The 13,918-nt window shown below is 47.0% G+C and carries 12 protein-coding genes; 8 read left to right on the top strand and 4 right to left on the bottom strand.

Features of this window, described 5'->3' with window-relative positions; genetic code table 11:
* The first annotated feature begins 38 nt into the window (after positions 1-38).
* Positions 39-2,195 carry a RelA/SpoT family protein gene (locus DBY95_RS04795; RefSeq protein WP_107723553.1) on the top strand — a complete coding sequence of 719 codons (2,157 nt, stop codon included), beginning with the start codon at positions 39-41 and terminating at the stop codon, positions 2,193-2,195.
* A 119-nt stretch (positions 2,196-2,314) separates the two neighbouring features.
* Here the strand turns inward: DBY95_RS04795 and DBY95_RS04790 are convergent, their stop codons facing one another.
* From DBY95_RS04790 to DBY95_RS04780, 3 genes are all read right to left on the bottom strand, one after another.
* Entirely contained in the window at positions 2,315-2,476 is a 162-nt protein-coding gene (locus DBY95_RS04790) for a hypothetical protein (RefSeq protein ID WP_039861975.1), read from the bottom strand.
* A 75-nt stretch (positions 2,477-2,551) separates the two neighbouring features.
* Positions 2,552-3,013, bottom strand: coding sequence for a recombination regulator RecX (recX, locus tag DBY95_RS04785; RefSeq protein WP_107723552.1), 462 nt, complete (start codon positions 3,011-3,013; stop codon positions 2,552-2,554).
* A gap of 99 nt (positions 3,014-3,112) precedes the next feature.
* Positions 3,113-3,826 carry a phosphoglycolate phosphatase gene (locus DBY95_RS04780; protein WP_107723551.1) on the bottom strand — a complete coding sequence of 238 codons (714 nt, stop codon included), beginning with the start codon at positions 3,824-3,826 and terminating at the stop codon, positions 3,113-3,115.
* A 421-nt stretch (positions 3,827-4,247) separates the two neighbouring features.
* On the opposite strand from DBY95_RS04780, the gene DBY95_RS04775 reads away from it, so the two are divergent.
* From DBY95_RS04775 to DBY95_RS04760, 4 genes are all read left to right on the top strand, one after another.
* Positions 4,248-5,513 carry a Glu/Leu/Phe/Val family dehydrogenase gene (locus DBY95_RS04775; RefSeq protein WP_107723550.1) on the top strand — a complete coding sequence of 422 codons (1,266 nt, stop codon included), beginning with the start codon at positions 4,248-4,250 and terminating at the stop codon, positions 5,511-5,513.
* A gap of 160 nt (positions 5,514-5,673) precedes the next feature.
* The gene (locus DBY95_RS04770; RefSeq protein WP_107723549.1) at positions 5,674-6,489 is read left to right on the top strand and encodes an FKBP-type peptidyl-prolyl cis-trans isomerase; all 816 of its coding nucleotides are present in this window, start codon (positions 5,674-5,676) and stop codon (positions 6,487-6,489) included.
* 96 nt (positions 6,490-6,585) lie between these two features.
* A complete protein-coding gene (purN, locus tag DBY95_RS04765; protein WP_049331556.1) occupies positions 6,586-7,212 on the top strand; it encodes a phosphoribosylglycinamide formyltransferase in 627 nt (208 codons plus the stop codon).
* Between the two features lie 30 nt (positions 7,213-7,242).
* Positions 7,243-7,911 carry a membrane protein gene (locus tag DBY95_RS04760; protein WP_049331554.1) on the top strand — a complete coding sequence of 223 codons (669 nt, stop codon included), beginning with the start codon at positions 7,243-7,245 and terminating at the stop codon, positions 7,909-7,911.
* Between the two features lie 57 nt (positions 7,912-7,968).
* Here the strand turns inward: DBY95_RS04760 and rng are convergent, their stop codons facing one another.
* Positions 7,969-9,462 (bottom strand): ribonuclease G, encoded by a 1,494-nt coding sequence (gene rng, locus DBY95_RS04755; protein ID WP_049331553.1) that lies wholly within the window; start codon positions 9,460-9,462, stop codon positions 7,969-7,971.
* Positions 9,463-9,699: 237 nt separating this feature from the next.
* Here rng and grxC point away from each other — a divergent pair, with 237 nt between their 5' ends.
* The 3 genes from grxC to DBY95_RS04740 all read left to right on the top strand — a co-directional run bounded on the left by grxC (position 9,700) and on the right by DBY95_RS04740 (position 13,720).
* The gene (grxC, locus tag DBY95_RS04750; protein WP_003684090.1) at positions 9,700-9,957 is read left to right on the top strand and encodes a glutaredoxin 3; all 258 of its coding nucleotides are present in this window, start codon (positions 9,700-9,702) and stop codon (positions 9,955-9,957) included.
* A gap of 21 nt (positions 9,958-9,978) precedes the next feature.
* Positions 9,979-10,413 carry a protein-export chaperone SecB gene (gene secB / locus DBY95_RS04745; RefSeq protein WP_003745844.1) on the top strand — a complete coding sequence of 145 codons (435 nt, stop codon included), beginning with the start codon at positions 9,979-9,981 and terminating at the stop codon, positions 10,411-10,413.
* A 262-nt stretch (positions 10,414-10,675) separates the two neighbouring features.
* The gene (locus DBY95_RS04740; RefSeq protein WP_107723675.1) at positions 10,676-13,720 is read left to right on the top strand and encodes a TonB-dependent siderophore receptor; all 3,045 of its coding nucleotides are present in this window, start codon (positions 10,676-10,678) and stop codon (positions 13,718-13,720) included.
* Positions 13,721-13,918: the final 198 nt, after the last annotated feature.

Genomic DNA, 13,918 nt, shown 5'->3' with positions numbered 1-13,918 from the left:
TGACGGCTTAAAAAATAGCCATAAAAGGCCGTCTGAAAATGCCAGCCCCACTGCCTACCGCCCCCTATGACCCGCTGACAGCAGAAGCGCGCGAGCTTCTGTTTCGCACCGCATCCTATCTCAATGAGAATGAGCAGGCCGAGCTTGAAAGAGCCGTTGCCTACGCTTTCCACGCCCATGACGGACAAACCCGTAAAAGCGGCGAGCCCTACATCACCCACCCCCTTGCTGTTGCCACGCAGCTTGCGATTTGGCACATGGATGTTCAAGGCCTCTGCGCGGGCGTTATGCATGATGTATTGGAAGATACGGGCGTAACTAAAGTCGAAATGGCGGCAGAATTCGGCGATACCATTGCCGAAATGGTAGACGGCCTCTCCAAACTGGAAAAACTCAAATTTGAAGATCATGCCGAGCATCAGGCGGAAAGTTTCCGCAAACTGATCCTCGCCATGACTAAAGACGTGCGCGTCATCGTCGTCAAACTTGCCGACCGATTGCACAATATGCGTACCCTTGGCTCTATGCGTCCGGAAAAACGCCGCCGCATCGCCAAAGAAACCCTCGAAATCTATGCTCAAATCGCCAACCGCATTGGTCTGAACAATGCGTATCAAGAGCTTCAAGACTTATCGTTCCAAAACCTCCACCCAAGACGCTACGAAACCCTGAAAAAAGCCATGGACAACAGCCGCAAAAATCGCCGCGATGTTGTCGGCAAAGTGTTGCGTGCATTCGGTCAGCGTTTGGTTGGTGTCAATATTGAAGCCAAAATCAAAGGCCGCGAGAAAAACTTATACAGCATCCATCAAAAAATGCTGGCTAAAAAGCTGCGTTTTGCCGAAGTAATGGATATCTACGGCTTTCGGGTCATTGTAAACAATATTCCTGCCTGTTATGCCGCGTTGGGTGCATTGCATAATTTATACCACCCCAAGCCCGGCCGTTTCAAAGACTATATCGCCATTCCGAAAAGCAACGGCTACCAAAGCCTACACACTACCTTGGTCGGCCCTTACGGTTTGCCGATCGAAGTGCAAATCCGTACGCGTGAAATGGATGCAGTGGCTGAGGGCGGTATTGCCGGTCATTGGATTTATAAATCCGGTGAAAACACTCCGGACCAAGCCGTCCTCCATATGAACCGGTGGATGAAAAATATTCTTGACCTGCAAGCCAGCAGCTCAAATGCCATCGAGTTTCTGGAGCATGTCAAAGTCGATTTGTTCCCCAACGAAGTCTATATCGTTACCCCGAAAGGCGATATTCTTACCTTGCCTAAAGGAGCGACACCGATTGACTTTGCCTATGCCGTTCACACCAATATCGGTCATAAAACTGTTGCCGCGCGTATCAATAACGTCATGATGCCGTTGCGCACCAAGCTGAAAACCGGTGATACGGTAGAAATCATTACTTCCGAACACGCCAAGCCTAATGTGGCATGGCTGAATTTTACCGTTTCCAGCCGTGCGCGCAGCGCCATCCGCCAATACATTAAAAATCTGAATCGTCACGATGCCGTTGTTTTGGGTGAGAACCTGCTGCAAAAAGCTTTATCCAGCCTGTTGCCTAAAGACGTTCTGCTTTCAGACGACCTCAAAGAAAAATACCTTGCCGATTTGAATACCAAACAAACCTCGTTTGAAGAGGTTCTCTACAATGTCGGTATGGGGCATACTTTGCCGGTACATGTTGCCATGCACATTGCCGAGTTGGCGGGCCAACATTTTGGCAGTACAGTCAAACTCAGCCCGATCAAAGTCAATGATCAAGAAACCGGCCGGATTCATTTTGCCGAGTGTTGCCATCCGATCCCCGGCGATCCGATTCGCGCCTTATTGGTCAAAGACAAGGGCATGATTATTCACCGTGATACCTGCCAAACTTTGGTTAAAGCCGATCCGGAAGAGCAGTTGGATGCCGGTTGGGACAGTATGCGAAATCAAACGTACCGCACCATCCTCAATGTCAAATCCGAAGATGCGCATGGTTTGCTTGCCTCAATGGCGCAAGCGATTTCCAATTCCGGTGCGGATATCGAATCTGTCGATACTCCAACCAAAGCGCAAGCAGGAACGGAAGGTTTTGTAGAATTTAAATTCACAATTAAAGTCAAAGACTTGGATCAGGTTAATCAGATTATTCATGCAATGCATGCCAATCCAAATATCCGCAAAGTGATTCGAGGATAATCTTGTTACAAGCAAAGGCCGTCTGAAAGTGTTTTCAGACGGCCTTTTTGATGTTTACAAATAAAAGCTGTTGGCTTCTTTTTAAGAGGGTTTATGGCTTTTTTGTAATTGGATTGGGTTTAACTCAACCAAAAACGGAAAACCAAGAAGAAAACTAAGGCCAAAACGCCGGCCCAAACCAGCAACATGAATCCGGCTACTGCCTGACCCAAGCGGTAAACAGGATTTTTGCGTTCGTCTTCGAGTAGGGGATTAGGTGTATCGTGCGGTTTGTCGGACATGATGAAGCTCTGATTGAATTATTGAATAAAAACGTAAGGGTACGCCGATAGAAGCAAAGATTCAAGTGGGAATGATTATTGATAGAAGTCTTCGTCTTCATTCCACGCCGTTTTTAAGGCCGTCTGAATGGTATCGGCACCAAAGCCGCGATAAGCAAGGAAACGTGCTTGTTTTTGTTTTTCTTTCAAATCTTGAGCTTCTTGCTTGAATTTTTTACGTAAGACGGAAATAGCGGTTTGCAGCTCGTCCTCCCTATCGGGTAGGAACTCCCGACAGTCGTCTGCATCGATACCTTGTTGCGCCAAAGCTTGCTTGAGGCGGAGCGTGCCGTAACGGTTGCTTTTACTGTGAATATAGGCTTCTGCGTAACGTTGGTCGGATTGCCAATTCCGTTCGGCAAATTCGTCCAAAACCTTTTCCAATTCTTCTTCGCTTTCAGCGTGTGGGGCCAGTTTGCGTTTCAAGCCGACACGGCTGACTTCTTGACGGGAAAGAATATCCAAGGTGCGGGCGCGTAAGGTTTTGGGAGGTTTCATGGGAATATGGAAGGGGAGGGATTTAACTACATTGAATTACATTTCAGACGGCCTGATTGGGCGAAAGCACCGAAAAGGCCGTCTGAAAATAAAGCCGAATTATTCTTCGTCTTTGTTTTTTTGCGGTTGCAGATTTTCGTAGATTTCAGGCAGGGCGCGAATCAACAAATCAGGTTTGGTCGCTTTGTCTTGAGAGAGCAAGGTCATGTCGCCGTAGCCGAATGTTACGCCGACGCTGAAGCAACCGGCCGCTTTGGCGGCGAGAATGTCATTTTTAGAATCGCCCACCATCAGCATATTGGCAACGTCGATGCCCAAAACTTCGGCCGCATGTTGAAGCGGCAATGGGCTGGGTTTTTTCTCAGTCAGGCTGTCGCCGCCGAGAACCAGGCTGAAGTAGCCATCGAGATTAAGCTGTTTCAGTAGCTCAGCAGCCAGAATTTCATTTTTATTGGTAATGACAACCAATGGGATACCCAAGGACTTGAGCAGGCCGAGGCCGGCTTCGGTTTCAGGGTAGGGGCGGGTAAAGTCGCTTAAGTGTTCGCGATAATATTTCATAAAGAACACGAAGCCTTTTTCCCAGATTTCAGGATCGGCTTCTTTTTCACGATCATTGGTAATGACACGATGAACCAACTTGCTGATGCCGTCGCCGACATAACTTTCAACCGTTTGGGTAGGCAAAACAGGTAAACCCAAGTGCGCACACATGGCTTGGGCTGCTGCGGCCAAATCGGGAACGGAATCACATAAGGTACCGTCCAAATCAAAGGCAACGGCTTGAACGTGTTCTAAAGCAGCAGTAGTCATTGAGTAGCTTTCTGTCATATTATTTAAGCGCTTATTTTAACATTGTTTGCCTGATTTGCCGATATTTTGCTGATTCTTTAAAGGGATATTTGTTTAAATTGTTAACAATTTTTGCTGGTGTAAGGCTGTTAGCCTATTTGGAATATGGAAGGGATTTTGTCAACAAAAAGGGTGGTTTGGTAGGCATTAAAAAACAAAGGGTTTGTGTGTTTTTTTGAATGGTTTGATGAGCATTTATACTAGGCCGTCTGAAAATTTTTTGGTCGGCATGCCGATATTTTCAGACGGCCTCAAACTAAATTCATATATAAATGAATGGATTTGCTTTTTATCGACTACATGCTATTACATTTTTTCCTGTTTTTGTATATAGTAACAAGTATGGCTCTCGTCTAATCATGTGTATGAAAAGGAAAAATACATGTCCGCATCTGCTGTTAAAGAAACACTGAATCCGTTTGAAATTGCACAAAAACAAGTGAAAATTGCCTGCGATCGCCTGAATGCCGACCCAGCAGTATTTGAAATCTTGAAAAAGCCGCAACGTGTTTTGGAAGTGAACTTCCCTGTCAAACTCGACAACGGTACAGTAGAAAACTTCACCGGCTACCGTTCACAACACAATAATGCCGTCGGCCCTTACAAAGGCGGCGTGCGTTTCCATCCTCATGTGAATATGGACGAGGTTAAAGCCCTGTCTATCTGGATGACCATCAAATGCTGCGTGGCCGGTATTCCTTACGGCGGCGGTAAGGGCGGTATTACTTTGGATCCGCGTAACTATTCCGAAGCGGAATTGGAACGCATCGCCCGCGCTTATTCCGAAGCCATTTCTCCGCTGATTGGCGAGAAAATCGATATTCCTGCACCTGATGTGAACACCAACGGCAAAATCATGTCTTGGATGGTTGATGCCTATGAAAACGTCGTGAAACATTCTGCACCGGGCGTATTCACCGGCAAACCGGTTGAGTTTGGCGGCTCCTTGGCGCGTACTGAGGCCACCGGTTACGGCGTAAACTTCGCCGCCGTCCAAGCTTTGGAAAAACTGGGCAAAGACGTGAAGGGTGCTACTTACGCCATTCAAGGTTTCGGTAACGTGGGCTACCACACCGGTTACTATGCACACAAAGCTGGCGCGAAAATCGTTGCCGTATCTACCGTTGACGTTGCCATCTACAACGAAAACGGCTTGGATATGGAAGCAATCATCAAAGAATTCCAAGAAAAAGGTTTCATCACCAACGAAGCCGGCTACGGCAAAGAAATCAGCAATGCCGAACTTTTGGCTTTGGATGTGGACGTGCTCGCCCCTTGCGCGCTGGAAAACCAACTGACTTCTGAAAACGCCGGTAAAGTCCGCGCGAAAATCGTGGTTGAAGGCGCAAACGGCCCGACTACTCCAGAGGCAGACGTTATCCTGCGTCAAAACGGCGTATTGGTTGTTCCTGATATTTTGGCAAACTGCGGCGGCGTGGTTGTATCTTATTTTGAATGGGTACAAAACCTGCAAGGCTACTATTGGGAGTTTGACGAAGTTCAAGAGAAAGAAACCGTTGTTCTGCGCCGTGCGTTCCGCGATATTTGGAACTTGGCTCAAGAATACGATGTTGACCTGCGTACTGCTTCTTACATGATGAGTATCCGTCGTGTTGAAAAAGCAATGAAACTGCGCGGCTGGTATTAATCGTTTGACCGATAGCTAAGAGTAGGCCGTCTGAAACCTGTTTTCAGACGGCCTTAATGTTTTTGATAAGAGCCTTTACAAATTTTTATCCACCTTGATTCCATTTCAATCAAACTCAGCTATAATCCCCTTTTTTGACCTTTCCGGAAAAGACATAATCATGAACAAAACTTTCAAATTCAGCGCATTGGCTTTGTCTGCTTTGTTGGCACTGACTGCTTGCAACCAAAAAGACACTGCCGCTAAAGATGCCCCAGCTGCTTCAGCAGCTTCAAATGCGACTGCAGATGCTTCTGCCATCGGTTCTACTGCCCAACAAGCCAGCTACGCAATGGGTGTGGACATCGGCCGTTCATTGAAACAAATGAAAGACCAAGGTACGGAAATCGATTTGAAAGTCTTCACCGAAGCCATGGAAGCCATGTTTGAAGGCAAAGAAGTCAAAATGACTGAAGCCCAAGCTCAGGAAGTGATGATGAAATTCCTGCAAGAGCAACAAGAAAAAGCAGCTGCCAAACGTGCTGAAGATGCCAAAGTGAACTTGGAAAAAGGCGAAGCGTTCTTGAAAGAAAATGCGACTAAAGAAGGCGTGAAAACCAGCGCTTCCGGTCTGCAATACAAAATCACCAAAGAAGGCGAAGGTAAAAAACCAACTAAAGACGATATGGTTACCGTTGAATACGAAGGCCGTCTGATTGATGGTACCGTATTTGACAGCAGCAAAGCCAACGGCGGTCCAGTAAGCTTCCCTGTAAGCCAAGTGATTCCAGGTTGGACTGAAGGTATCCAACTCTTGAAAGAAGGCGGCGAAGCAACATTCTATATCCCTGCCAAATTGGCTTACCGCGAAGTGGGTGCCGGCGATAAAATCGGCCCGAACGAAACTTTGGTATTCGACGTAAAACTGGTTAAAGTAGGTGCACCTGATGCCGCTGCACAACAACCAGTACAAGTTGACGTACAAAAAGTTCAATAATCCAAATCAAGGCTTACGCCCTTAAACAACGGATAAAAGGCCGTCTGAAAAATTCCGTTTCAGACGGCCTTTGTTCCAAATAAACAAGGAATTGTGATGAAAAATATCGTCATCCTTATTTCCGGACGCGGCAGCAATATGCAGGCAATTGTGAATGCCAATATTCCCGATGCCAACATTGCAGCCGTATTGAGCAACAGCGAGACCGCAGCCGGATTGGCATGGGCGGCAGAGCGCGGTATTGCCACCGACAGTTTGAACCATAAAAACTTCGACTCGCGCCTGGCATTCGATCAGGCCATGATGGAGAAAATCGATGCCTATCAGCCCGATTTGGTCGTATTGGCGGGCTTCATGCGCATTTTGACTCCGGAGTTCTGCGCACATTATGAAAACCGCCTGATCAACATTCATCCGTCCATTCTGCCTTCTTTCACAGGTCTGCACACCCACGAACGCGCATTGGAAGCAGGTTGCCGAGTAGCTGGCTGCACCATCCATTTTGTGACCCCCGAGCTGGATTGCGGTCCGATTATTTCGCAAGGCATTGTGCCTATTTTGGACGGTGATACCGCTGACGATGTTGCCGTACGCGTGCTGACGGTTGAACACCAGCTTTTCCCACAAGCCGTTGCTGATTTCGTTGCAGGCCGTCTGAAAATCGAAGGCAACCGCGTTTTGAATGCACAACGCAATGCCGCCGGACAAAGCCTGTTGGCTTAATTAAAACACCATACACACAAGGAAAACATCATGAATCCGATTAAAACAACCCTGCTGACACTTTCCCTGCTCACTGCCTCCATCGGCGCACAAGCCGCTGAATTGCCACAATCTGCCGTTTTGCAATACTCAGGCAGCTACGGTATTCCTGCGACCATGACCTTCACACGCAGCGGCAGCCAATACAAAATCGTCTCTACCATCAAAGTACCGCTTTACAATATCCGCTTTGAATCCGGCGGCAGCATCAACGGCACGACCTTGCATCCGTCTTACTACAAAGATGTACGCGGCGGCAAAGTGTATGCCGAGGCCAAATTCTCCGGCGGCAACATCACTTACGGCAAAGCAGGCGATTTGAAAACCGAAAAATCCGGCCCAGCCATGGACTTGTTCACTTTGGCATGGCAACTGGCCGCCAATGATGTGCGGCTGCCGTCAGGTTTGAAAATTACCAACGGTAAAAAACTGTACACCGTCGGCAGCATGAACAAAATCGGCAGCGAAAGCTATAAACTGAGCGGCGGTACAACGCCTGTGAGCAAATATCGCGTCCGCCGTGGCGACGATACCGTGACTTACTCGTTTGCTTCCGATATCGACAATATCCCTGCGCAAATCAGTTATACCGATGACGGCAAAACCTACAACTTGAAACTGACTTCCGTCAAAATCAACGGTAAAGTAGTGAAACCGTAATCTTTATTCGCTCAAACAAGAAGGCCGTCTGAAAAGTTTTCAGACGGCCTTTTATCTTTACAGCAACACAATATCGTATTGTTCCTGCGTGTAGGCGGTTTCGACTGCCAGCGAAATCGGTTTGCCGATAAAGTCTATCAACATCGCCAGCGATTGCGATTCTTCGTCTAGGAACAAGTCGATGACATTCGGAGCAGCCAAAATGCGGAAGGCTTGGACATCATAGCGGCGCGCTTCGCGGACGATTTCGCGTTGGATTTCGTAGCACACGGTTTGCGGCGTTTTCAGACGGCCCCGGCCTTGGCAGGAAGGGCAGGGTTCGCAGAGGATTTGGCTTAAGTTTTCGCGCGAACGTTTGCGGGTCAGTTCGACAAGGCCCAGACTGGTAAAGCCGTTGAGGGTGACGCGGGTGCGGTCGAAACTGAGGGCTTTGGCAAGCTCTTGCAGGACGGCTTCGCGGTGGATTTCCTGCGCCATATCGATGAAGTCGATGATGATGATGCCGCCGAGATTACGCAGGCGAAGTTCGCGGGCGATGGTGTGGCAGGCTTCGAGGTTGGTGCGGAAGATGGTTTCATCAAAATTGCGCGCGCCGACAAAGCCGCCGGTGTTGACATCGATGGTGGTCATGGCTTCGGTGGACTCGATGATGAGGTAGCTGCCGAAGTTGAGATTGACGCGCGGTTGCAGGGCGCGGGCGATTTCCTGCTCGATGTTGTGGGTTTCAAATAGGGGGCGTTCGCCTTTGAACAGCTCGATTCTGCCCAATGCGCCTTGAACGTATTGCTCGGCAAACTGGGTCATGCGGCGGTAGTTTTCAGTGGAGTCAACCAGGATTTTGTGCGTATCGAGGCTGAACATATCGCGCAAAACGCGCAGGCTCAAAGGCAAATCTTGATAGAGCAAGGTTTCGGGCGGCTGGATTTTTGCCTGTTTTTGAATGTGTTCCCACACTTTGGTCAGATAGTTAATGTCCGATTGCAGTTGGTCATCGGAGGCGTTTTCAGCGTTGGTACGGATGATGTAGCCGTGGCAGGCATTTTCGGGCAGCAGGTTGTTGAGGCGCTCCCTCAAACTGCTGCGTTCGGCATCATCATCGATACGTTGGGAAATGCCGATGTGGTCTTCTTGCGGAAGATGGACGAGGAAACGGCCGGCCAATGAGATTTGGGTGGACAGGCGCGCGCCTTTGGTGTTGATGGGGTCTTTAATGACCTGAACCAAGACAGACTGGCCTTCAAAGAGCATGTGTTCGATGCGTTGGGTTTCGTCCGGATTGCGGCGTTGTTCGAGGACGTCGACGATATGCAGAAACGCGGCGCGCTCCAAGCCGATATCGATGAACGCGCTTTGCATGCCGGGAAGGACGCGTTTGACGACGCCTAAATAAATATTGCCGACCAAGCTATGGCCGCTGTTGCGCTCGATGTGCAGCTCGCAGATATTGTTCTCTTCCAAAACAGCCACACGCGTTTCTTGCGGCGTGATGTTGACGAGGACGGTTTCGGACGGACGCACGGCGTCCTTGGGGATGGGAATTCCTGAAAGCATGGGGATACCTGATTTTGAATAGAAAAACTTTTGCGATGTGTTCTTCTCCAAAAAACAAATGGCAAAAGTCATTCTGCGAAAGCGCTTATCATACTTTAATTATGGTTTTTCCGCATCTGCACAAATGTTTATGGCCAAGAGGCCGTCTGAATGTTTTTTACAACCGTACGGCGGGAATACTTGTAAAATAGCACCTATGCCCATATAGTCATGAACATTGGTATTTTGGAAGAAATCATGCAAACCGTTACTGTTTATACCGGTCCATATTGCCCGTACTGCACCATGGCGAAAAGGCTGTTGCAGGCGGTGGGTGTGAAAGAAATCAACGAAATCCGCATCGACGGCAATCCGGAAGTTTTTGCCGAAATGCAGCAGCTTTCCGGCCAGCGCAGCGTGCCGCAGATTTTTATCGGCGACACCCATGTCGGTGGCTTTACCGATTTGTACCGCTTGCAGCAGGAAGGCAAGTTGGACGAATTACTGAATCCTTAACCCTTAACTTAGGAAAATAAAATGAGCGAAGAATTGCAACCCGTATTCAGCGTTGAGCGTCTGTATGTAAAAGACTTGTCTTTGGAAGTGCCTCACGCACCACAAATCTTCTTGGAACAAGGCGAGCCTGAAGTCGATATGCGCGTTTCTACCGGCAACACCAAACTGGAAGACGGTTTCTACAGCGTTGACGTTACCGTTACCGTGACTGCCAAACTGAACGAAGAGCGCACCATGTTCTTGAACGAAGTTACCCAAAGCGGCATCTTCCGTTTGGAAAACATTCCTGAAGAAGACGTACAACTGCTGCTGGGCGTTGCTTGTCCGAACATCCTGTTCCCTTACGCACGCGAAGCCATTTCCAACAGCGTAACCCGCGCAGGCTTCCCGCCTGTACTGCTTGCCCCGATCAACTTCGAAGCCATTTACCAACAACAACAGGAAGCTAACGCTTAATCGCGTTATACCTAAATTGAGGCTGTCTGAAACATTGCGTTCAGACGGCCTTTTTTTATCTAAAAATCAGGATATAAGAAAAAATCTATAACAAAAAGTTCATATATTAATGCATCAGGTATATAATGATTACGCCTATCATTACTATTATATTTTAATTTTATAGATTAAATATCATTTAAAATTAATAAATTATAATTTTTATCAAGTAGGTAAGTAGATTCTATTAATTAAGGAAATAGTTGTGAAACCTGATTTTCAAATGAAAACAATTTGTTTGTTATTAGTACTGCCTTGCCAAACTGTTTTTGCAGATACAGGACATCAAGAAGTTGAACATGTAGATATGGATACGGTCAAGGTCAGTGGCAAACGGCAGGCACAAAGGAATACCGAGCGCAGTCAGTCTTATACAATCGGAACGATGGCAACGGCGACTGGATTGAGTATTTCAGGCAAGGATACGCCGCAGTCGGTGAGCGTAATGACGCGTCGGCAGCTAGATGATAAAGCAATATATTCTTTAGAAGATGCAATGAAAAACACTACGGGAATCAACGTGGTTCGCGATTCGGGCCTACAAACTCGTTTTTTGTCTCGCGGTTTCTATGTTGATCAGATTGGTGAAGACGGTATTACCACTAATGTGTCTGGACGTTCGGGCTATACGGCAAAAATCGATGTCTCACCCAGTACAGACCTTGCTGTTTATGATCACATTGAGGTTGTCAGAGGTGCAACCGGTCTTACTCAGTCTAATTCTGAACCAGGTGGAACCATTAATTTAATCCGTAAGCGGCCAACAGCTCTGTTTAAGCATACAGGTGAAATCAGTACTGACCATAGGGGCAGCAAGCGTTTGGCTTTGGATGTATCTGGAAGCTTGAATAATGAACATACGGTACGCGGTAGGCTGGTTGGTGTTCATGAGGACCACCGTTCTTTTAAAGAGGGTGTATGGAACAAGAAAGACATGGTTTATGGCGTGATCGATACGGATTTGAGTGATAACAGTATGCTGACTTTGGGGGGTACTTATCAGAAAAATAAAGACATTCCCGATTTTGCCGGCGTAATTTTACCTTGTGAGGATCAAAAAACTGCGGCCTTTAGCTCCAGTCCAGCCTGTAACAATCCTTTGAAATTGCCACGTAAAACTTATTTGGGTGAAACCTCATGGTCACGCCTGAATGCTGATAAATACAATATTTTTTCCGGTTTCAAACATGTCTTTGACAATGGATGGCAACTCAATGCCGAAATTTCTTATACGCGTAATGATTCAGATGCCAAAGTCGGACAATTTTTTCTGAAAAACGAACACGCGGCAGGTATTTCAGCATCTGAGGCTACGGGTTTCCTAACTGAAAAGGGGGAGGTTATTCCTTTTGAGCCTAAAGACAAGGCGTTGGCAAAATTAAAAGAATATCGTGATGGCGTCACTAAAACATATGAAGAGAAAAAAGCAGATTACGTTGCCCATCATTTCGATGCATCTGCTTTTGAACAATATCGCTCCCAAAGGGCGGCAGCACGTCGGGCAGGTTTTGATCAATGTATGCAGGACATTGGTTTGGATTTCCTGTGCAACGACTGGCAGGATCCGGGTGTAGAAGTAGATAAAAAAGAGTTTGTTGATAAGGAGCTTGCAAAGCAAGGCATTATTAACAATGCAGAAGGCCTGTTTCCCAACCGTCTATACGACTCAGCATACAATCTTCGCCACACATATAACCGCCGTTACAACTTCATGCCGTTGCACTATACCAAACACGATGTGCAATGGGGCTTTAAGCTGGATCTGACAGGTAACTACCGCCTGCTTGGGCGTGAACATGATTTCTTTGTCGGTTATACGTATAACAATGAAAAAATCCGTTCTGCCTATACGGAAATATATCAAAACCGTTATTTTGTCCGTCCTCAAGGTTATGCGGGTGCAGGCAGTTGCGGCATTCATCCCGATGGTCCGGAGCGTAATCCTTTAGAAAAAGGCATTGTCGAACCAGATTGGCATATTTATAACGAAAAAGGTAATAACAAGATCTATGTGCCGGAATGCAGTGGCGCGCATGTTACCAAATATACTCCCCGTTTGGATGCGGAGGGCAAGCCTGTCTGGACAGTCAACGACAATGGTGAGCGCGTAATGGTGCAAGATCCTGTTTACGAATTGGATGCAAATGGAAACAAAATACAGGAGCGGGATGAAGAGGGAAATTTGAAATGGGCAAACCAATATCTGAAAACGCCGCTGTGGAAAACTGTTCAGGTTGCAGATGATCATGTTCCGGCGTTATACAATTATTCGAAATACCTTAACACGAATAAAACACATTCTTTGACTTTCAGTACCCGCTTTAATGCAACCAACCGCCTACATCTCTTGGGCGGTATACACTATACGCGTTATGAAACCACACAAGCCAAAGAAATGCCTGTACGCTACGGCCAGCCTGCTACGGCATTCCAAACTGAGAGCAGTAACAAAATCGACAAAGAACACTACACCTCAAAAATGCAAAGTCATAGGTTCACGCCATATGCCGGCATTACCTACGACCTGACACCGCAACAAAGCCTGTATGCCAGCTATACTAAGATTTTTAAACAACAGGATAACGTTGATGTAACCAGCAAATCCGTTCTTCCACCACTCATCGGGACTAACTATGAAATAGGTTGGAAAGGGTCGTTCTTGCAAGGCCGTCTGAATGCTTCGCTTGCCTTGTTTGTCTTACAGCAGAAAAACCGTACCGTTGTCGATTTCGGATTTGTTCCCGATACTAGTCGTAACGGAGGTTCATTCCAAACCATCGCTAAGCCTGTGGGTAAAGTTAAGAGTAGCGGTGCAGAACTTGAATTGGCTGGCGAATTGTCGGAAAACTGGCGTATTTTTGTTGGCTACACATATAACAAAAGTAAGTATAAAAATGCTGCAGAAGTCAATGCGGAGCGGTTGGAGAAAAATACGACTGCCGACCCGTATAACTTCAGTAACTTCACGCCGGTACATATGTTCCGCCTCGGTACAAGCTACCGCTTGCCTCAAACTAAATTGACCTTGGGTGGCGGAATATCCGCGCAAAGTCGCACAAGTAGCCTTTACAATATTCGCCAAGGAGGCTACGGACTTATAGATGGCTTTGTTCAATATGACTTCCACAAACACGGCAGAATCAGCCTGATAGGAACGAACCTGGCTGACAGGACGTATTTTGAAAACAACTACAACCGTACGCGAGGTCAAAACAATTTCTATGGCGAACCGCGGACAGTCAAATTGAAATTGGATTGGCATTTTTAGAGTGAATGGATCATTATTTGGTATGTAAACATTATTGGCTAAATTCCTGATAAAAGTATGGGTTGAATATCCTTCTTTTTTGAAAGCTGTTTCCTAACAATGGCTGAAGTTGATTCGATAGCCGGCGTATTTTCAAATATTCATTTGTTTCAAGTATTCAGCTTTGAAGGCCGTCTGAAACATTGCGTTCAGACGGCC

This window comes from Neisseria subflava (assembly GCF_003044935.1).
Lineage (GTDB): Bacteria > Pseudomonadota > Gammaproteobacteria > Burkholderiales > Neisseriaceae > Neisseria > Neisseria subflava_E.
The sequence above is the reverse complement of the archived record's forward strand: the minus strand, read 5'-3'. Positions and strand labels throughout refer to the sequence as shown.

Bases quoted from the DNA above. Each gene is read 5' to 3' on its own strand.
- DBY95_RS04795 (WP_107723553.1), top strand. From the start codon at position 39: ATGCCAGCCCCACTGCCTACCGCCCCCTATGACCCGCTGACAGCAGAA.
- DBY95_RS04790 (WP_039861975.1), bottom strand. From the start codon at position 2,476: ATGTCCGACAAACCGCACGATACACCTAATCCCCTACTCGAAGACGAA.
- recX (WP_107723552.1), bottom strand. From the start codon at position 3,013: ATGAAACCTCCCAAAACCTTACGCGCCCGCACCTTGGATATTCTTTCC.
- DBY95_RS04780 (WP_107723551.1), bottom strand. From the start codon at position 3,826: ATGACTACTGCTGCTTTAGAACACGTTCAAGCCGTTGCCTTTGATTTG.
- DBY95_RS04775 (WP_107723550.1), top strand. From the start codon at position 4,248: ATGTCCGCATCTGCTGTTAAAGAAACACTGAATCCGTTTGAAATTGCA.
- DBY95_RS04770 (WP_107723549.1), top strand. From the start codon at position 5,674: ATGAACAAAACTTTCAAATTCAGCGCATTGGCTTTGTCTGCTTTGTTG.
- purN (WP_049331556.1), top strand. From the start codon at position 6,586: ATGAAAAATATCGTCATCCTTATTTCCGGACGCGGCAGCAATATGCAG.
- DBY95_RS04760 (WP_049331554.1), top strand. From the start codon at position 7,243: ATGAATCCGATTAAAACAACCCTGCTGACACTTTCCCTGCTCACTGCC.
- rng (WP_049331553.1), bottom strand. From the start codon at position 9,462: ATGCTTTCAGGAATTCCCATCCCCAAGGACGCCGTGCGTCCGTCCGAA.
- grxC (WP_003684090.1), top strand. From the start codon at position 9,700: ATGCAAACCGTTACTGTTTATACCGGTCCATATTGCCCGTACTGCACC.
- secB (WP_003745844.1), top strand. From the start codon at position 9,979: ATGAGCGAAGAATTGCAACCCGTATTCAGCGTTGAGCGTCTGTATGTA.
- DBY95_RS04740 (WP_107723675.1), top strand. From the start codon at position 10,676: ATGAAAACAATTTGTTTGTTATTAGTACTGCCTTGCCAAACTGTTTTT.